The sequence below is a fragment of the Enterobacter sp. BNK-18 genome, assembly GCF_047456135.1.
In the GTDB taxonomy this organism is placed as follows: domain Bacteria; phylum Pseudomonadota; class Gammaproteobacteria; order Enterobacterales; family Enterobacteriaceae; genus Enterobacter; species Enterobacter ludwigii.
Genome location: NZ_CP179899.1, coordinates 2227557 through 2246787 on the forward strand (window position 1 = coordinate 2227557; position 19231 = coordinate 2246787).

General features: G+C 54.2%; 13 protein-coding genes. 6 read left to right on the top strand and 7 right to left on the bottom strand.

Annotated features, from left to right (window positions below):
- Nucleotides 1–89: 89 nt before the first annotated feature.
- From ACMGG3_RS10825 to ecpA, 7 genes are all read right to left on the bottom strand, one after another.
- Nucleotides 90–563 (bottom strand): hypothetical protein, encoded by a 474-nt coding sequence (locus tag ACMGG3_RS10825; protein ID WP_020883251.1) that lies wholly within the window; start codon nt 561–563, stop codon nt 90–92.
- A complete protein-coding gene (locus ACMGG3_RS10830; protein ID WP_014170839.1) occupies nt 538–1266 on the bottom strand; it encodes a winged helix-turn-helix domain-containing protein in 729 nt (242 codons plus the stop codon). The genes ACMGG3_RS10825 and ACMGG3_RS10830 overlap by 26 nt, the downstream gene beginning before the upstream one ends.
- 96 nt (nt 1267–1362) lie before the next feature.
- Nucleotides 1363–2058 (bottom strand): molecular chaperone, encoded by a 696-nt coding sequence (locus tag ACMGG3_RS10835; protein WP_138614345.1) that lies wholly within the window; start codon nt 2056–2058, stop codon nt 1363–1365.
- Nucleotides 2055–3671, bottom strand: coding sequence for a fimbrial protein (locus ACMGG3_RS10840; RefSeq protein ID WP_414149888.1), 1617 nt, complete (start codon nt 3669–3671; stop codon nt 2055–2057). The genes ACMGG3_RS10835 and ACMGG3_RS10840 overlap by 4 nt, the downstream gene beginning before the upstream one ends.
- A 4-nt stretch (nt 3672–3675) precedes the next feature.
- Entirely contained in the window at nt 3676–6168 is a 2493-nt protein-coding gene (locus ACMGG3_RS10845; protein WP_414149889.1) for a TcfC E-set like domain-containing protein, read from the bottom strand.
- Between the two features lie 55 nt (nt 6169–6223).
- The gene (locus ACMGG3_RS10850; protein ID WP_032680622.1) at nt 6224–6901 is read right to left on the bottom strand and encodes a hypothetical protein; all 678 of its coding nucleotides are present in this window, start codon (nt 6899–6901) and stop codon (nt 6224–6226) included.
- A gap of 51 nt (nt 6902–6952) precedes the next feature.
- A complete protein-coding gene (ecpA, locus tag ACMGG3_RS10855; RefSeq protein WP_020883247.1) occupies nt 6953–7537 on the bottom strand; it encodes a common pilus major fimbrillin subunit EcpA in 585 nt (194 codons plus the stop codon).
- Between the two features lie 729 nt (nt 7538–8266).
- Here ecpA and ACMGG3_RS10860 point away from each other — a divergent pair.
- The 6 genes from ACMGG3_RS10860 to baeR are packed head-to-tail and all read left to right on the top strand — an operon-like array spanning nt 8267 to nt 19210.
- Nucleotides 8267–9475, top strand: a complete 1209-nt coding sequence (locus ACMGG3_RS10860) for an MdtA/MuxA family multidrug efflux RND transporter periplasmic adaptor subunit (protein WP_020883246.1) — start codon at nt 8267–8269, stop codon at nt 9473–9475.
- Nucleotides 9475–12597, top strand: coding sequence for an MdtB/MuxB family multidrug efflux RND transporter permease subunit (locus tag ACMGG3_RS10865; RefSeq protein ID WP_014170848.1), 3123 nt, complete (start codon nt 9475–9477; stop codon nt 12595–12597). The genes ACMGG3_RS10860 and ACMGG3_RS10865 overlap by 1 nt, the downstream gene beginning before the upstream one ends.
- The gene (gene mdtC / locus ACMGG3_RS10870) at nt 12598–15675 is read left to right on the top strand and encodes a multidrug efflux RND transporter permease subunit MdtC (protein ID WP_322415952.1); all 3078 of its coding nucleotides are present in this window, start codon (nt 12598–12600) and stop codon (nt 15673–15675) included.
- The gene (locus ACMGG3_RS10875) at nt 15676–17091 is read left to right on the top strand and encodes an MFS transporter (protein ID WP_414149890.1); all 1416 of its coding nucleotides are present in this window, start codon (nt 15676–15678) and stop codon (nt 17089–17091) included. It abuts the gene before it with no gap.
- Nucleotides 17088–18491 (top strand): two-component system sensor histidine kinase BaeS, encoded by a 1404-nt coding sequence (gene baeS, locus ACMGG3_RS10880; RefSeq protein WP_063924752.1) that lies wholly within the window; start codon nt 17088–17090, stop codon nt 18489–18491. The genes ACMGG3_RS10875 and baeS overlap by 4 nt, the downstream gene beginning before the upstream one ends.
- A complete protein-coding gene (gene baeR / locus ACMGG3_RS10885; RefSeq protein WP_014170852.1) occupies nt 18488–19210 on the top strand; it encodes a two-component system response regulator BaeR in 723 nt (240 codons plus the stop codon). The genes baeS and baeR overlap by 4 nt, the downstream gene beginning before the upstream one ends.
- Nucleotides 19211–19231 lie beyond the last annotated feature (21 nt).

Consider the following 19231-nt stretch of genomic DNA (forward strand, 5'->3'; position numbering starts at 1 on the left):
ATAAACACTACTTTAACAGAATAAAAAACCATAAATGATGCGACACATAGGTTATTATTTCAGAAGAAGACGATACCCTATTCTGAGGATTACGCTGCCCGACACACCAACAGGGTGCGTCGCAAATCGCGTATACCGTACACATTGTGCGCAATATGCATTATTTTATAATAGAAGTTGTGTTGCTTAGACATAATTAATCCCGTGATCTCATCAGGCAAATCATCATTATCATTTTTGATCACAGAAACCCGTTGGGTACGTATGTAGCCGTCACTATCATTACCTAAAAATTTAAGCATCGTGGAACGGTTAATGGCGTAGCTTTTCCCATTAACATTAATCACGCCCACTTGTGACAATACCCCCTCTTCAGCAGATGATATCCTGAAAACCAGCAATACCTCCCCTTCGATGTGCATACCTGTTTTTTGCGTATTGAGCACAAGATGGTTCTTCGCTGAGCATACCAGCGCTGCCGGAACCTCATGACGTTTAAATAAAAACAAAAAAATAATAACAAGCGCTACGGCAAGACTAAAATACATAATTTTCGCACGCATGTGCAACTCCCCGGGAGCCTAACGTACATATACTGAAAAATGATTCCTTTAGTTTATTACCCGCAGACAATCCATTGTCATCATAAAACACAATGACCTTATTTCTTCCCTTACAGATAGATTTGAATTGCTGCCATCGGGATGAATTCAAAAAAGTGGATATTTTCTCAACTGAATTATCATCTGTCGTAAATATTTCACAGGAACCGGATTTTTGTACATGCACGACACCATCGGTATCTCGTAATAATTTTGGCAGAAGGACAAAGCCAGATATCACCAGGCTGATGCCTAACATTCCGCCAACGATCGTTTTACCGTATCGCCTTAACCCGGGTTTGGTGGCGGAGGTTAATGCAGTAATGCTATGCGGCAACGCATCTTCTTTTACGTTTTCGATCTGCGCCTGAAAAACAAATCCTTCTCGGGGGATAGTTGCGATCAGATTATCCATTCCCAGTTCTGCTAACGTTTTGCGCAAAATACTGACATTTTTATTCAGACTGTGACCTGATGGGATCAACCCATACCTTCCCCACACTTCTTCTATAATCAGATCCCGATGTAATTGTTTGCGGTTATTCGCAATAAAGAGCTCCAGTAATCTTGCCGTTGCAGCGGACAGAACCACTCTTTCTCCCTGTACACTTAGTGCTCTGGTCTCTGAATCGTATACAATATGATCATTGATTATCTTTTTCATCCGGGAACTCTTTTATTATCGGCGGCAATGCCAGCACGCAGTACAGAATATATTCCCAGAGTTCAGTTAGCAATATAAGAACTGTTTCTTTAAACTTTAACTGTTATTTTTAAAACAACCATCGCCTATCGGTATATATTTTTTCAACGCAACGATGAATTTTTTATTTTTAGTGTTTAACGCGCTGCTTCGGTAGGTCTCTCCAGGCAGCAGGTAGCGCATCGTCGCCTCGTCATCGGTTGACTGGCATCCCTTGTGTACGATGATCCTGAAAAACGTATTGCCGGTATTTGTCAGCACCCCTTTTTGCTCATCCAGAGTATAACCTAGCGTCAGCTTTCTGGGCCTGACCACCAGTATCGTATCCAATGCAATAGCGGGCACAGCTTCACTTGCTTTGCCTGAATGACGTTCAGCAAACAGCGTTACCGGCATCTCGCGAAACTGAATCCGGTAGTAACGCTCTTTGTCATCCTCGGGCCCGCGATAGAAGATCTTAAAATACTCCCCGGCGTCCGGGGCGAGCGAAAACGTGAGCGGTGTAAACAGCAACTCCCCGTCCTCTATTGGCAGACGCTTTTCCCCACCCGGTCCTGGACGATCGATTTTAATCGCCGAAATGCTGTACACATTCTGTTTGTGGCTGTCGTTGTAAATACGTTTGCTAATGAACGACCGCTCTGCGGGGATATCATAGATCGTGGAGTCCAGATACAGCGCGTGGGCAGAAAGCGTGTAAAGCGCAATGCAGAGTCCCACCACACCCTCCGCGACCTTCCGCCAGCGCATCATTTTGTTACTCCCAGCCAGTTCGCGGTGACTTTGATTTCACCACTGGCGCTGACCACGCCTTCCCAGTCAGCGCCAGCCACCGTCAGTGCTGAGCGGGAATCATTCATCGGGAACAGCAGCGTTAAGTTGGTGCTGAAAAAGCTGCCATCATCCGTGTTGTTGGCATCCCATGGCACCTGTTGCCATAACGCATCGTTCAGACTAATGGCATTTTCACTGCAGCTGTTCCTCACCTGAGTAGGGCTTCCCGACGCGGTGTTGTATTGCAGATAGGCAGGGACAGGCACGTTTATCCCCCCCTGGGCCGACGTAAACAGGCAGTAAGGGGTATCGTTGATTGTCGTGCTGTCCCCGATAACCTGGGCCGTAATACTGTCAGCCTGACGAGGTCCCGATACGGTGACGACGTAATCCATCTCAATCGGCGCGTCATCTCCGATGGTGCCGCTTCCACTGGCAGAGGCCGTATTATTCGATGAGACAATGCTAATCCCATACTCCTTCGGCACAATATTGAGCTGCAAAGAGGGGGTAAACTGGTAATAGCCTGACTCCGGGGTTAATGCATTCGTAAACGCAAACGTAAAGGGCTGGCTGTTGGTAATACTGACGCCTGCATCCACCAGATTCTTAAGGAATGTTTTCGACAAAAAGACATAGATATACTGGCCAGATGTCGAAAAGACGTTGTAATACGCCGTCGAGGCGCTGAAGTTATACCATGTCGAGCCATTTCCTGAATATTTCACGGTGGTTGCGGAAGGGGTAAAACCCAACGCAGCAGAATCGATATACGCTCTAAACGTCAACGATGCCGTCAAATTTTGTGTCTGCTCAAGGTTGTATTTGACCATTTTACAAATTACGCCATCAACGTTACTGACAACACCCAGCTCACAGGATCCGGAATCATTTGTGATGCTTGGGGTTCCATCACTGGCGATCCACAGCTCCTGAAAGGCACTTGTTGATTCCAGCGCCAGATGTCCCCGCTTGTTTAACGTGTAATTGATGTAATTCCAGCGACCTGTGGTCTGATCCTTACAGCGTTGTCCTGAGGCGTAATCATAGTTAACCGAGGTATAGCAGCGGTTAAAAACATAGGTTTCGCTGCCACCCGTCGGCATATTACGAAAATACTCATAGGCTGAGTTGCTCAGCGAAGCAAAGCCATACGCTCCGCCAATAACCCCCGCCACGGATCCAACCTGCGCGTGGTAAAAACCATTGTTATCCACCCCCTGCCCGGCAATGTAGCCCGTCGTCGGACACTGCGAACCTCGGTAGCAGCGTATTCCTGTGAAAGGAGCATCAATGGGCGAATTATCAATCCACATATCCTGATAATTATTGGCCGGCGTAGTCCAAATGACATAACCCAGATAACCGAGGCTGACCTGGGAGGTACCGTATTTAACCCAGGTATTTGAGCCGCTGAAACGGGGATCTAACGCGGACGGCGTAATGAAATACTCACCGTCAATGTCGTTCTCGATAAATAAAAACGTGTTGTTGATCGCCCCTGACGATGAGGCGGTCAGTGCCCTTGCGGTGAAGGGAATCAACCCCGCCAAAAACAGGAGCGAAATAAAAACGGAAGCACTTTTTTTCATAGCATTATCTCTGCGCCATCGTGGTTTGCGGTGCACATTTAACATCCCCTACCCACGCAGCGCCCCTGGCTTTTTCCAGATCTAAATCCGCTTCGCAGATATTACCGTTGGCGGACACCAGGGTAATAACGGGATACTTCTTATCAATATCAATGGCGAACTCACCTTTCGCGTCGGTGCGCGTTTTGCCGATGTGGTTATGAATGTCCGTATTTGACGCCAGTTCACCATTCGGATATCGCACCCGGCCAAACACGGTCACCATGCTTTTCACCTCAGGTGACACCACGCCGACGTTACCGGGATAAAGGTTAAGCGCCTGTTTACGGCCCGAGACAATGTCAAAACTGTCTTCAGAGTTTTTATCATTCATAATTTCCAGCTTGTATTGCGCGTAAGGCGGGAGTGCAATAAAGCTCGATTTGCCGCTAAGAATATAATTTCGGTTATTTATTTTTGCGGCCAGCTTTCCATCACCCACAAGATCGGTTTTCACAATAATGCCCGAGCGCTGTCGCTCTTTGCTCAGACCAAAATCCCCACCCGCCCAGGCAACGGAACCCTGAGAGGAGAAGTTCATATTGGTCGAGTTGTCCGCTGAACGGGTCACCGAAACCGTCCCGCCGTTATAGCGGGTGTCATAACTCAGGTTGCCATTTACAGCGTAATTGTTGTCGTAGTTCTGCTCTCCACTCAGGCGAGTCGAGGCGGAAATGCCTGCAGACGTAATGACGCTATCCTCAAATTGTTTACGCGCGCTGATATTGCCCTGTGTTGCGCCGTAGCGATCGCGTGAAACCCCGACACTCATCCACGAGGCCAGCGGCAGCGATAAATCCAGGCTGACATAGCGTTCCTGACGTCCGTCATCATTCGTATTGTTGTAGTAATAGCGCTGTATCCCGGCCCGTAACCCCACTGTGGCGTACCGTCCCGCATAGAGGGTGGTACTGTAATCCAGGTTTCGGTAGGTATTACCGGAATAGCGGTTTTCGGTCTGGCTGACCGTTAACGTGCCACCGTGCGGAATAAACCGGCTCAGGTTCAATGTTGCGCCAACCGAATAGTTATCCCGCTCCTGCACCGGCAGACGGTTACCGATTTTGCTGTCTTCCCGCGACGCCCACAGCGAGCCAAACCCGCCTGGAGCATTAAGACTGGCGCTGCTGACGTTGCGCCATGTTCCGTCGTTCGCCACCAGCGTTTGTGTCCCGACGCTGACATATTCGTTGACGTTAAGAGTAATGTCCGTTTCATTGACGGCATTGTCATCAAACCCATAACCTGTCGTTTTCAGGGTGAGCCCGGAGAGCATTGCCAGGGTTAACGAGGCCGCACCACCCGCAATCCAGGTCTGTTCACTGCCGGCATCACGGTAATGATTGCGTTTATAACTCACGCGGTCGTAATCAAGTGAACCGCCAAAAATTTGCCATGCGACTTCATGCAGGCCTGCGGCCTGCTGGCGGGCAAATATTTTATTCACCCGACTGACGCGGGTGTTCACCGTCCGGCCATTTACCACGACATCCACCGTGACGTCATACACACCGTAAGGGAACCGGCTGGTGTCAATTTCGTAGCTGCCCATGTTGAAGTTCTGAACGCTTAACAAGCGCCCATCACGAAACACATGCACTTCGCCGGCAGACGGTAAAAATATGGTTATTGGGATCAAGGACAGGGAGGTGTTTTCAACCACCGTACTGCCTTTATTGCCGTAGCTGACGCCGTAGATCTTGCCGCCATTCAGCGCATTGAGGCTGGCGATCGACTGAACGTTCCAGGTGTCGAGCATGCCCAACGCCAGACGATAACCCTCATAATCGCGCTCATACATGGCACGATACAGTTTGCTGGAGCGGTTACTCTCGCCAATACCATAGACCGAGCCATTGATATTGAGGTGGTGCTCTCTCAACGAGGTGGTGTTATCCAGTGTTAAATAACTGCGAGAGCTGCTGCCATTGCGGTAGTCATTGTAATAGGTACCAAAGTTGTAATTCAGCACAGTAGACAGTCGATCAACGCTGGACGGTCCCAGCAATGAACTGCGGGCGACTACCGCTTCAGTCAGGGCATCCCGGCTGACAATCATCTCCAGATGAAAAGAGGAGACGTTTAATTTCAGCCGTGCGTCTCGCGAAAGGGCAAGAGAGGTATTGTCGATAAATTTCGCATCGCCTATTTTTTCCACCATCTCGCGCGTTTTTTCTGAAAGCACCGCGTTATTGGGCAAATCGGCAACCATAATGGATTTTACAACGACATTTCCCTCAACCAGCGAGATGACCGCATCAGCAATTTTTTGTTGGCTTTTTGTATCCGTCTCCTGGTAGCGGATATAAACGGGGACCGTCATCCCCTGTTCAAGAGAACGCGCGAATGCCCCTGGAATAACATAATTACCAATCTTAACCGGTGCAGAATGCGCAACCCCTGATGTTAGCGCATAAGAGAGTAATAAACTCCCTCCTATAAGATATTTAAAAGACATACGCATCCTTACTTTTCGGTATTTTTATTACTGGTACCGGAAATGACGCCGTGTATTACTTCACTGTAATAAATTGCTTGCCATGCCAAATCCCAATGCGGGTGCGACTGTTTGACACATCGCTTTTCTGCAATCTTATTTTTGTACCTGGCATGACGTAATAACGCTCGCGACACCCGCGTCCCCGATCCTGTGACGCCTCTTTGCAGGCTCCGTAAGCAATGACCCGAAACGAGACGTTGCCTTTGTTGGTGATGACATCCCCGTCACGACCGTATTCAAATCGTTCCTTGCGTGGCGCCACGACCAGAATTGTCCCGATTTCTGCCGACGCCGTCGCAATCGCGGCTTTGCCAGCCTTAGTCGATGCGCTTTCGCTTACGGGTTCGTCAACCCACTGCAGCCGGTAATAACGTTCTTTGTCATCTTCAGGGCCCTTATAGAAAAAGCGAAAAACATCTTTTGCCTCACCGGGTAAAATAAGGCTCGCCGGTGTAGAAAGTAATTCTCCCGACGTTTCAAATTGCATTTCTGTTCCGTCAGGCAGCGGTGAAGAGAGCCTTTTTACGGTAACGCTCACATAGCGGGCGGAATCAGTGGTGTTGATAATTTCTTTTGATAACGCGTTTTGATCGGCCGTCATTATCGACGTGATATCACCCACATTAATCGCCAGACTGGAAAAGGATATAGCCATCCCTGCCAGCGCTGCGAGTGGCAAATATTTCTTCATCAGTGCATTCCTGAGAAATTCGGGAGAGAGCCTCTCCCGAATTAATATTCATTACGCTGGAGTGGTCCAGGTTGCATTGAACTGAACTTTTACGTCACCCGTCCAGTAACCATCCGGCAGCGCAGAATAGTCAGTTACAGCAGTCGAACCGTCAGAAGTCGCTGAAGCGATGGAGAATTTGAAGCTGGACTGATCGCTTACACGCTCAGCGCCGTTATAGGCGCCATCGGCCAGCAGGCTTTCCAGACCTGAAGTGGAAGCCGCATTCACCAGAACAGTTTCGGCAGAGTTAGACAGCGCCTGACCATTCCATGCCACGCCCACATTCAGGGTAGATGCATCACCGCTTGCATTGGTCAGCGTATTGCTGATGACCTGAGCAGTCAGTTCAAAATCGGTTGCACTTTCCTGTCCCTGAATCGTCACATCAAAAGCGCCATCCTGAGTGTTAAACCCATTCAGGCCCTCTGCATACTGGAACGTCAGCGAGTTCAATGGGGTCACGACCAGCAGGCTGGTTGTATCTTTCGTTGCCGTTGCATCCCATGATGCGGTGGCAGATGCCGTAACATCAGCCATAGCATTTGCAGCAGCAAATACAGAAACCAGAGAGGCCACCAGTAATAATTTTTTCATTTTCATCTCCTGAGAACAAACGTACTGCCAGGTGCCATTTAATAAATAACCTGGAAGCTCCATTTAAATGCGAACGGGATTTACCGCGCCAAAAAAGTATTATTTGAATTATGTTTCAGGACAACCAATCGAATGACGAAAAAACCCTCCGCCGTTAGGATTTTTCTCATAATCATTCATGACGAGATCGCTTAAATAAAAACATAAAACCATTTAAATAACATTTTTAAAATAAAAATCTATAATTATAGCAATTTTAGGCAATTTAAACTGTTTTAGCTTTTTGATACAAATCAAAAGTGGTGCAATGAAAGGAATAACAAAAACATATTTCAAATCAAATAAATACGTCACATTGCAAAAAATCATTAGTTTGTTAATGATTTGATAACAAGATGAAAAATATTGGTATAACAGAGAATATTCCGATCCTTACATGATGAATAATGAAATTTTCCTAAAGACAAATTAAATAATAAAACCAATTGTTATTTTTCTCCGTTTCTCACCCGGCAGATAAATAATAAGAATATTTCAGGTGGCAGGGAATATTCCTGGTAAATTATGCACTGGCAATTGATCCGATTTGAAGGCCGTCTCACGCCGCGCCCCTCCCCCTGCCAATCAGACAAATCCAGACAGTCTTCCATATTTCCTCCATTTTTCTGCCGTGTTGCCTGACTAAACTAGTATCATTCCCCGAAGTATTCAGGATGAGAACGTATAACGATGAAAGGCAGTAACAAATCCCGCTGGGCAATCGCCGCTGGCATCATTGTGGTGGCTCTTGCCGCCGCCTGGTTCTGGCACAATCACTCTTCTGACACTTCCGCAGGTGCCAGCAGTCCATCACAGCGTCCCGCGAGTGGCGGGCGTCACGGCATGCGCGGCGGTGCGCTGGCTCCCGTTCAGGCGGCTACTGCGGTAAATAAAGCGGTGCCCCGTTATCTCTCCGGGCTGGGAACCATTACCGCCGCCAACACCGTTACGGTTCGCAGCCGTGTGGACGGGCAGCTGATGGCGCTTCACTTCCAGGAAGGCCAGCAGGTTAAAGCCGGGGACTTACTGGCGGAAATTGACCCAAGCCAGTTTAAAGTCACCCTCGCGCAGGCGCAGGGCCAGCTCGCGAAAGACAAGGCCACGCTCGCGAACGCCCGACGCGATTTGGCACGCTATCAGCAACTGGTGAAAACCAACCTGGTATCGCGTCAGGAACTGGATACGCAGCAGTCTCTGGTCAGCGAAGCGCTGGGCACCCTTAAAGCCGACGAAGCCGCCGTGGCCAGCGCACAGTTGCAGCTCGACTGGAGCCGCATCACCGCCCCGATTGACGGCCGCGTCGGTCTGAAGCAGGTTGATATTGGCAACCAGATTTCCAGCGGCGATACCACCGGTATCGTGGTCATCACCCAGACGCATCCTGTCGATTTAGTCTTTACCCTGCCGGAGAGCGACATCGCAACCGTGGTTCAGGCACAAAAAGCCGGCAAAGGGCTGGTTGTGGAAGCCTGGGATCGCACCAACAAGCAAAAATTGAGCGAAGGCACCCTGCTCAGTCTGGATAACCAGATTGACACCACCACCGGCACCATCAAGTTAAAAGCCCGCTTTAACAATCAGGATGATGCGCTTTTCCCAAATCAGTTCGTGAATGCGCGGATGCTGGTCGCGACACAAGAAAATGCGGTCGTTATCCCGACGGCGGCGCTGCAGATGGGCAACGAAGGGAACTTTGTCTGGGTGCTTAACAGTGAGAATAACGTCAGCAAGCATCTGGTGAAAACCGGCATTCAGGACAGCCAGACGGTGGTGATCAGCGCCGGCCTTTCCGCAGGTGACCGCGTGGTTACCGACGGTATTGATCGTCTCACCGAGGGGGCGAAAGTCGAAGTGGTTGAAGGCCAGCAACAGCCTGCTAAGCAGGGAGCGACTTCCTGATGCAGGTTATGCCCCCGAGCTCTACAGGTGGGCCTTCACGCCTGTTTATTCTGCGCCCTGTTGCCACCACGCTGTTAATGGTGGCAATCCTGCTGGCCGGGATTATTGGCTATCGCTTCCTGCCCGTCTCGGCGCTGCCGGAAGTGGATTATCCCACCATCCAGGTGGTCACACTTTATCCGGGTGCGAGCCCGGATGTGGTGACGTCGGCCATCACCGCGCCGCTGGAGCGCCAGTTTGGTCAGATGTCTGGCCTGAAGCAAATGTCCTCGCAAAGCTCCGGCGGAGCATCCGTGGTGACGCTGCAGTTCCAGCTTACGCTCTCACTCGACGTTGCCGAACAGGAAGTACAGGCCGCGATTAACGCAGCCACCAACCTGCTGCCATCGGACCTGCCCAACCCACCGGTCTACAGCAAAGTAAACCCGGCGGATCCGCCGATCATGACGCTCGCCGTCACCTCCTCCGCCATGCCGATGACTCAGGTCGAAGACATGGTCGAAACGCGCGTGGCGCAGAAAATTTCACAGGTCTCTGGCGTGGGGCTGGTTACGCTTGCCGGGGGTCAACGTCCGGCGGTGCGCGTGAAGCTCAATGCCCAGGCCATTGCCGCGCTGGGCCTCACCAGCGAAACCATCCGCAGCGCCATCAGTAACGCCAACGTCAACTCGGCGAAAGGCTCGCTTGATGGCCCAACCCGGGCCGTGACCCTCTCGGCGAACGATCAAATGCAGTCCGCGGATGAATATCGACAGCTGATCGTCGCGTACCAGAACGGTGCGCCGGTGCGTCTGGGTGATGTGGCAACCGTTGAGCAAGGTGCGGAAAACAGCTGGCTCGGCGCCTGGGCCAACAAACAGCAGGCGATCGTGATGAACGTCCAGCGCCAGCCGGGTGCCAATATCATTGAAACCGCAGACAGCATTCGCACTATGCTGCCGCAACTGATTGAAAGCCTGCCCAGGTCAGTTAGCGTGAAAGTGCTGTCTGACCGGACCACCAATATTCGCGCGTCCGTGACTGACACCCAGTTTGAACTGATGCTGGCGATTGCGCTGGTGGTGATGATCATCTACCTGTTCCTGCGTAACGTCCCGGCGACCCTCATTCCTGCCGTCGCCGTGCCGCTCTCACTGGTGGGAACATTTGCCGTCATGGTGTTCCTCGATTTTTCGATAAACAACCTGACGCTGATGGCCCTTACCATTGCCACCGGCTTTGTGGTCGATGACGCTATCGTTGTTATCGAGAACATCTCGCGCTATATCGAAAAAGGTGAAAAACCGTTAGCCGCGGCGCTGAAAGGGGCGGGCGAGATCGGCTTTACCATTATCTCCCTCACCTTCTCACTGATTGCGGTACTGATCCCGCTGCTGTTTATGGGCGATATCGTCGGGCGTTTGTTCCGCGAATTTGCCGTGACGCTGGCCGTCGCCATTCTGATTTCCGCCGTGGTGTCACTGACCCTCACGCCGATGATGTGCGCCCGTATGCTGAGCCACGCCTCCCTGCGCAAGCAAAACCGCTTCTCGCGCGCCTCTGAGCGGATGTTCGAACGCATTATTGCCGCTTACGGACGGGTGCTGGCGAAAGTGCTTAACCATCCATGGGCAACCCTTGGCGTGGCGCTTGGTACGCTGGCGCTCAGCGTTATGCTGTGGATTTTCATCCCGAAAGGCTTCTTCCCGATTCAGGACAACGGCATTATCCAGGGTACGCTTCAGGCACCGCAGACGGTCTCCTTCGCTAACATGGCGCAGCGTCAGCAGCAGGTGTCAGAGATCATCATGAAAGATCCGGCAGTAGAGAGCCTGACGTCATATGTCGGTGTCGATGGCACCAACCCGTCGCTAAACAGTGCCCGCCTGCAGATCAACCTTAAACCGCTTGACGATCGCGACGACCGCGTGCAGACGGTAATCGACCGCCTGCAAACTGCCGTGGCGCGCGTCCCGGGTATTGAGCTGTACCTCCAGCCAATTCAGGATTTAACCATCGATACCCAGGTGAGCCGTACCCAGTACCAGTTCACGCTGCAGGCCACCACCCTTGATGCACTCAGCACCTGGGTACCGCAACTGGTGGATAAACTCAACGCCCTGCCGCAGCTCTCGGACGTCAGCAGCGACTGGCAGGACAAAGGGCTGGCGGCATATGTGAACGTTAACCGCGATACCGCCAGCCGGCTTGGGATCACCATGGCCGACGTGGATAACGCGCTGTATAACGCATTCGGTCAGCGTCTGATCTCCACCATCTATACCCAGGCGAATCAGTATCGCGTGGTGCTGGAACACAACACGGAAAACACGCCCGGCCTGGCCGCGCTCGATTCGGTGCGCCTGACCAGCAAAGACGGGGGCATCGTGCCCCTCAGCGCCATCGCGACGGTGGAAGAGCGCTACACACCGCTGTCGATTAACCATCTGGATCAGTTCCCGTCCACCACCATCTCGTTTAACGTACCGGACGGTTATTCGCTGGGCGAAGCGGTGGAGTCCATTCTGGCCGCAGAGAAGACGCTGAACTTCCCGTCTGATATTCAGACCCAGTTCCAGGGCAGCACGCTGGCGTTCCAGGCCGCGCTGGGCAACACCATCTGGCTGATTGTCGCGGCCGTGGTGGCGATGTATATCGTACTCGGTGTGCTGTATGAAAGCTTCATTCACCCCATTACCATCCTCTCCACCCTGCCAACGGCGGGCGTGGGGGCGCTGCTGGCATTGATGCTGGCGGGGAGCGAGCTGGACGTGATTGCCATCATTGGGATCATCCTGCTTATCGGGATCGTGAAGAAAAACGCCATCATGATGATCGACTTTGCCCTTGCCGCCGAGCGCGAGCAGGGGATGTCGCCGCGCGAGGCAATTTTCCAGGCCTGCCTGCTGCGTTTTCGCCCGATCCTGATGACCACGCTCGCCGCCCTGCTAGGTGCCCTGCCGCTGATGCTCAGTACCGGTGTTGGTGCCGAGCTGCGTCGTCCGCTGGGGATTGGTATGGTCGGTGGCCTGCTGGTAAGCCAGGTCCTGACTCTGTTCACCACGCCGGTCATTTATCTGCTGTTTGACCGTCTGGCGCTGTGGACGAAAAGCCGCTTCCCGAAACGTGAAGAGGAGGCGTAAATGAAGTTTTTCGCCCTCTTCATTTATCGCCCGGTGGCGACGATTTTACTCTCACTCGCCATCACCCTGTGCGGCGTCCTGGGCTTCCGGCTGCTGCCGGTGGCCCCGCTGCCGCAGGTGGATTTCCCGGTGATCATGGTCAGCGCCTCGCTGCCCGGTGCATCACCGGAAACCATGGCCTCGTCGGTTGCCACACCGCTGGAACGTTCACTCGGGCGAATTGCCGGGGTCAACGAGATGACCTCCAGCAGCTCGCTTGGCAGCACGCGCATTATTCTGGAATTCAGCTTCGACCGGGATATTAACGGCGCCGCGCGCGATGTGCAGGCGGCGATCAACGCCGCGCAAAACCTGCTACCGAGCGGGATGCCGGGCCGTCCGACATACCGTAAAGCGAACCCGTCCGATGCGCCGATCATGATCCTGACGCTTACCTCGGACACCTATTCGCAGGGGCAACTGTACGATTTCGCCTCCACCCAACTGGCGCAGACTCTCGCCCAGATTAACGGCGTGGGTGATGTCAGCGTTGGCGGAAGCTCTCTGCCCGCCGTGCGCGTGGGCTTAAACCCGCAGGCGCTGTTTAACCAGGGTGTTTCACTGGACGATGTGCGCTCCGCCATCAGCAATGCAAACGTGCGCAAACCGCAGGGGGCCATCGAGAACAGTAGCCACCGCTGGCAAATCCAGACTAACGATGAGCTGAAAACCGCTGCGGAATACCAGCCGCTGATCATTCACTACAACAACGGTGCGGCGGTGCGCCTGAGCGATGTCGCGAGCGTCACCGACTCGGTGCAGGACGTGCGCAATGCCGGGATGACCAACGCTAAACCGGCCATTTTGCTGATGATCCGCAAGCTGCCGGAAGCCAACATTATTGAGACGGTGAACGGTATCCGCGCGAGATTGCCGGAACTCCAGCAGACCATCCCGGCGGCGATCGATCTGCAGATTGCCCAGGATCGCTCCCCCACCATTCGCGCCTCGCTCGAAGAGGTGGAACAGACGCTTGTGATCTCCGTTGCGCTGGTGATTCTGGTGGTCTTCCTGTTTCTGCGTTCAGGCCGGGCCACGCTGATCCCCGCGGTGGCAGTGCCTGTCTCGCTGATAGGGACCTTCGCGGCGATGTACCTGTGCGGATTTAGCCTTAACAACCTGTCGCTGATGGCGCTGACGATTGCCACCGGCTTCGTGGTGGATGACGCCATTGTGGTGCTGGAGAACATCTCGCGCCATCTGGAGGCGGGGATGAAACCGCTGCAGGCCGCGCTGCAGGGAACGCGGGAAGTGGGCTTTACGGTACTGTCGATGAGCCTGTCGCTGGTGGCGGTGTTCCTGCCGTTACTGCTGATGGGCGGCCTGCCTGGCCGGCTGTTACGGGAATTTGCCGTCACGCTCTCGGTCGCCATCGGTATTTCATTGATCGTGTCCCTCACGCTCACGCCGATGATGTGCGGCTGGATGTTAAAACGCAGCAAGCCCCACTCTCAGCCGCGCCGTAAGGGATTTGGTCGCTTCCTGCTGGCGATGCAGGAGAGCTATGGCAAGTCCCTGAAGTGGGTGCTGAGACATACGCGCATTGTCGGCCTGGTGCTGATTGGCACCATCGTGCTCAACGTCTGGATGTACATTACTATCCCGAAAACCTTCTTCCCGGAGCAGGACACCGGGGTGCTGATGGGCGGGATCCAGGCAGACCAGAGTATTTCGTTTCAGGCCATGCGCGGCAAGCTGCAGGACTTTATGAAGATCATCCGCGAAGATAAAGCGGTAGATAACGTAACCGGCTTCACCGGCGGTTCGCGGGTGAACAGCGGGATGATGTTTATCACCCTGAAGCCGCGTGACGAGCGCAATGAAACCGCCCAGCAGGTTATCGACCGCCTGCGCGTGAAGCTCGCCAAAGAGCCGGGCGCTAATCTGTTTTTGATGGCCGTTCAGGATATCCGCGTCGGCGGGCGTCAGGCTAACGCCAGCTATCAGTACACGTTACTCTCTGACGATTTAGCCGCCCTGCGCGAGTGGGAGCCTAAGATCCGCAAGGCGCTGGCCGCCCTGCCACAGCTGGCGGACGTTAACTCCGATCAGCAGGACAACGGCGCAGAAATGGCGCTAACCTACAATCGTGAAACCATGTCACGTCTGGGGATTAACGTCGATGCCGCCAACAGCCTGCTGAACAATGCCTTCGGCCAGCGTGAGATTTCCACCATCTACCAGCCCATGAACCAATACAAGGTGGTGATGGAGGTGGACCCGCGTTACACCCAGGACATCAGCGCGCTGGACAAAATGTTTGTGATTAATAACGACGGTAAGGCGATCCCGCTCTCTTACTTTGCCAGCTGGCAGCCGGCGAACGCGCCGCTGTCGGTGAACCACCAGGGCCTTTCGGCGGCGTCGACCATCTCCTTTAACCTGCCAGCCGGTTCGTCCCTCTCTGAGGCCAGCGATGCGATCAACCGTGCGATGACCCAGCTTGGCGTGCCGTCCACGGTACGCGGCAGTTTTGCCGGTACCGCGCAGGTGTTCCAGGAGACGATGAATTCGCAGGTGATTTTGATTCTGGCGGCCATTGCGACAGTCTATATCGTGCTGGGCGTGCTTTATGAAAGCTACGTCCATCCGCTGACCATTCTCTCCACGCTGCCGTCGGCGGGCGTCGGGGCGCTGCTGGCGCTGGAGCTGTTCGGCGCGCCCTTCAGCCTGATTGCGCTGATTGGTATCATGCTGTTAATTGGCATCGTGAAGAAAAACGCCATCATGATGGTGGACTTCGCGCTGGACGCCCAGCGAAATGGCAACCTGACGCCAGAAGAGGCCATATTCCAGGCCTGTCTGCTGCGTTTTCGCCCGATCATGATGACCACGCTGGCGGCGCTGTTTGGCGCGCTGCCGCTGGTGATTTCCGGCGGTGACGGTTCAGAATTGCGCCAGCCGCTGGGGATCACCATTGTCGGGGGGCTGGTGATGAGCCAGCTGCTGACGCTCTACACCACGCCGGTGGTCTATCTGTTCTTTGACCGCCTGCGGGTGCGTTTTTCGCGTAAAAACAGAACGACGGTAACCGAATAAATGACCGACCTCCCACGTCACGTGCGCTGGCAGCTGTGGATTGTCGCCTTCGGCTTCTTTATGCAGTCGCTGGATACAACCATCGTCAATACCGCCCTCCCCTCGATGGCAAAAAGCCTGGGGGAGAGTCCGCTGCATATGCATATGGTGATTGTCTCCTATGTATTAACGGTGGCCGTTATGCTTCCGGCCAGCGGCTGGCTGGCGGACAAAGTGGGCGTGCGGAATATCTTTTTCACCGCCATCGTGCTGTTTACCACAGGCTCGCTGTTTTGCGCCCAGGCGAATACGCTGGATCAGCTGGTGATGGCCCGCGCGTTACAGGGCATTGGCGGGGCGATGATGGTGCCTGTCGGGCGGCTGACGGTGATGAAGATTGTGCCCCGCGAGCAGTATATGGCCGCGATGACCTTCGTCACCCTGCCCGGCCAGGTCGGCCCGCTGCTTGGCCCGGCGCTGGGCGGAGTGCTGGTGGAGTATGCCTCCTGGCACTGGATCTTCTTAATCAACCTGCCGGTGGGCATCATCGGCGCGATTGCCACCCTGATGCTGATGCCTAACTACACCATGCAGACCCGGCGCTTTGATTTCCTGGGTTTTATCCTGCTGGCGGCGGGGATGGCGATGCTCACCCTCGCGCTTGATGGCCAAAAAGGCCTCGGGATTTCCGCCCTGACGCTTGGCCTTCTGGTGGCGCTCGGCATTACCGCTATCCTGTGGTATCTCTGGCATGCCAGAGGTAACGAGAGCGCGTTGTTTACGCTCGAACTGTTTAAAAACCCCACCTATCGTCTGGGCCTGTTCGGGAGCTTTGCCGGGCGCGTCGGCAGCGGCATGTTGCCCTTTATGACGCCGGTCTTTTTGCAGATTGGAATGGGATTTTCACCGTTTCACGCCGGCTTGATGATGATCCCGATGGTACTTGGCAGCATGGGAATGAAACGCATCGTGGTGCAGGTGGTTAACCGTTTTGGTTATCGCCACGTCCTGGTTGCCGCGACGCTTGGGTTAGCCCTGGTGAGCCTGCTGTTTATGGCCGTGGCGCTGCTGGGCTGGTACTACGCGTTGCCGCTGGTGCTGTTCTGCCAGGGCATAATTAACTCTGTGCGCTTTTCGTCAATGAATACCCTGACGTTAAAAGCACTCCCGGATGACCTGGCGAGCAGCGGAAACAGCCTGCTGTCGATGATCATGCAGCTCTCCATGAGCGTAGGGGTGACCCTTGCCGGTTTACTGCTCGGCATGTACGGACAGCATCATCTCAGCGTCGACACGCCGGTCGCCCATCAGGTCTTTTTGTATACCTATCTCAGCATGGCGGTGATTATCGCCCTGCCCGCGTTCATCTTCGCCAGAGTGCCGGATGATACCCGTAAGAACGTCGTTATCCGACACGGCAAAAGGAGTGCACCATGAAATTCTGGCGTCCGGGCATTACCGGTAAACTCTTTGTGGCGATATTTGCCACCTGTATCGTGCTGCTGGTCACCATGCACTGGGCCGTGCGGGTCAGTTTCGAACGGGGTTTTATTGATTACATCAAGCATGGAAATGAACAGCGTTTACAGGGGCTGAGCGATGCGCTGAGCGATCAGTATGCCCTGCACGGTAACTGGCGTTTTCTGCGCAATAACGACCGCTTCGTATTCCAGATCCTGCGCTCGCTTGAGCATGATACCGGTGACGATCGCCCGGGCCCCGGGATGCCGCCGCACGGCTGGCGCACCCAGTTCTGGGTGATAGACCAGGATATGCGCGTACTGGTTGGCCCGCGCGCGCCCATTCCGCCGGATGGCACAAAGCGGGCGATCACAGTGAATAACGCCACCGTCGGCTGGGTGATCGCCTCGCCGGTTGAACGCCTGACGCGCAACACCGATATCAACTTTGATCGCCAGCAGCGCCGCACCAGCTGGTTGATTGTCGCGCTCTCCACCCTGCTGGCCGCGCTCGCGACCTTCCCGCTGGCCCGCGGTCTGCTCGCGCCGGTTAAACGGCTGGTGGAAGGGACGCATAAGCTGGCCGCCGGGGATTTCTCCACCCGCGTCGATACCCGTAGCCAGGACGAACTCGGCAAGCTGGCGCAGGACTTTAACCAGCTCGCCAGCACCCTGGAAAAAAACCAGCAGATGCGACGCGATTTTATGGCTGATATTTCCCATGAACTCCGCACGCCGCTGGCGGTGCTGCGCGGCGAGCTGGAAGCTATTCAGGACGGCGTGCGTCAGTTCACTCCCGAATCGGTGGCCTCGCTGCAGGCGGAAGTGGGCACGCTGACCAAACTGGTCGATGACCTCCACCAGCTCTCCATGTCGGACGAAGGCGCGCTGGCCTATCAGAAAGCGCCCGTCGATGTGATAAACGTGCTGGAGGTGGTAAGCGGTGCCTTCCGCGAACGTTTCGCCAGCCGCAACCTGAAAATCGATCTCTCACTGCCTGACAGCGCCGTGGTGTTTGGCGACAAAGACCGCCTGATGCAGCTGTTCAACAATCTGCTGGAAAATAGCCTGCGCTACACCGACAGCGGCGGTGGCCTGCATATTTCCGGCAAACAAGAAAACGGGCATTTTGCCCTGACCTTTGCGGATTCCACTCCCGGCGTGCAGGATGCACAGCTGGAAAAACTGTTTGAGCGATTTTATCGCACCGAAGGCTCCCGCAATCGCGCCAGCGGCGGGTCCGGTCTGGGGCTGGCGATTTGCGTAAACATCGTCGAGGCCCATAATGGCACGATCCGCGCCGCCCATTCGCCTTTTGGCGGGGTAAGCATTACAGTAGAGTTACCTCTGGAACGGGATTTATCGAGAGAAGCATGACCGAGTTACCGATTGACGAAAACACGCCACGCATTTTGATTGTCGAAGACGAGCCGAAGCTCGGGCAGTTACTGATCGACTATTTACGCGCGGCAAGCTATGCCCCCACGCTTATCAGCCATGGCGATCAGGTGCTGCCTTATGTGCGCCAGACGCCGCCGGACCTGATCCTGCTGGATCTGATGCTCCCCGGAACCGATGGCCTGACCCTGTGCCGGGAAATTCGTCGCTTCTCAGACGTGCCGGTGGTGATGGTGACGGCGAAAATCGAAGAGATCGACCGCCTGCTGGGCCTCGAAATTGGTGCGGATGATTACATCTGCAAGCCATACAGCCCGCGTGAAGTGGTCGCGCGCGTAAAAACCATTCTGCGCCGCTGTAAGCCCCATCGTGAACTGCAGGTACTGGACGCGGAAAGCCCACTTATCGTCGATGAAAGCCGCTTCCAGGCGAGCTGGCGCGGCAAGCTGCTGGATCTCACCCCCGCCGAATTCCGCCTGTTGAAAACCCTCTCCCACGAGCCGGGGAAGGTCTTCTCCCGCGAGCAACTGCTGAACCGTCTGTATGATGATTACCGCGTCGTGACTGATCGTACCATCGACAGCCATATTAAAAACCTGCGCCGCAAGCTGGAAGCGCTCGATGCGGAGCAGTCATTTATCCGCGCGGTGTATGGCGTGGGATACCGATGGGAAGCCGATGCCTGCAGGATAGCCTGAGCATTTAGCTTACCGAACCCG

Bases quoted from the DNA above. Each gene is read 5' to 3' on its own strand.
- ACMGG3_RS10875 (WP_414149890.1), top strand. From the start codon at position 15,676: ATGACCGACCTCCCACGTCACGTGCGCTGGCAGCTGTGGATTGTCGCC.
- baeS (WP_063924752.1), top strand. From the start codon at position 17,088: ATGAAATTCTGGCGTCCGGGCATTACCGGTAAACTCTTTGTGGCGATA.
- ecpA (WP_020883247.1), bottom strand. From the start codon at position 7,537: ATGAAAAAATTATTACTGGTGGCCTCTCTGGTTTCTGTATTTGCTGCT.
- ACMGG3_RS10825 (WP_020883251.1), bottom strand. From the start codon at position 563: ATGCGTGCGAAAATTATGTATTTTAGTCTTGCCGTAGCGCTTGTTATT.
- ACMGG3_RS10835 (WP_138614345.1), bottom strand. From the start codon at position 2,058: ATGATGCGCTGGCGGAAGGTCGCGGAGGGTGTGGTGGGACTCTGCATT.
- ACMGG3_RS10860 (WP_020883246.1), top strand. From the start codon at position 8,267: ATGAAAGGCAGTAACAAATCCCGCTGGGCAATCGCCGCTGGCATCATT.
- ACMGG3_RS10845 (WP_414149889.1), bottom strand. From the start codon at position 6,168: ATGTCTTTTAAATATCTTATAGGAGGGAGTTTATTACTCTCTTATGCG.
- ACMGG3_RS10850 (WP_032680622.1), bottom strand. From the start codon at position 6,901: ATGAAGAAATATTTGCCACTCGCAGCGCTGGCAGGGATGGCTATATCC.
- baeR (WP_014170852.1), top strand. From the start codon at position 18,488: ATGACCGAGTTACCGATTGACGAAAACACGCCACGCATTTTGATTGTC.
- ACMGG3_RS10840 (WP_414149888.1), bottom strand. From the start codon at position 3,671: ATGAAAAAAAGTGCTTCCGTTTTTATTTCGCTCCTGTTTTTGGCGGGG.
- ACMGG3_RS10865 (WP_014170848.1), top strand. From the start codon at position 9,475: ATGCAGGTTATGCCCCCGAGCTCTACAGGTGGGCCTTCACGCCTGTTT.
- mdtC (WP_322415952.1), top strand. From the start codon at position 12,598: ATGAAGTTTTTCGCCCTCTTCATTTATCGCCCGGTGGCGACGATTTTA.
- ACMGG3_RS10830 (WP_014170839.1), bottom strand. From the start codon at position 1,266: ATGAAAAAGATAATCAATGATCATATTGTATACGATTCAGAGACCAGA.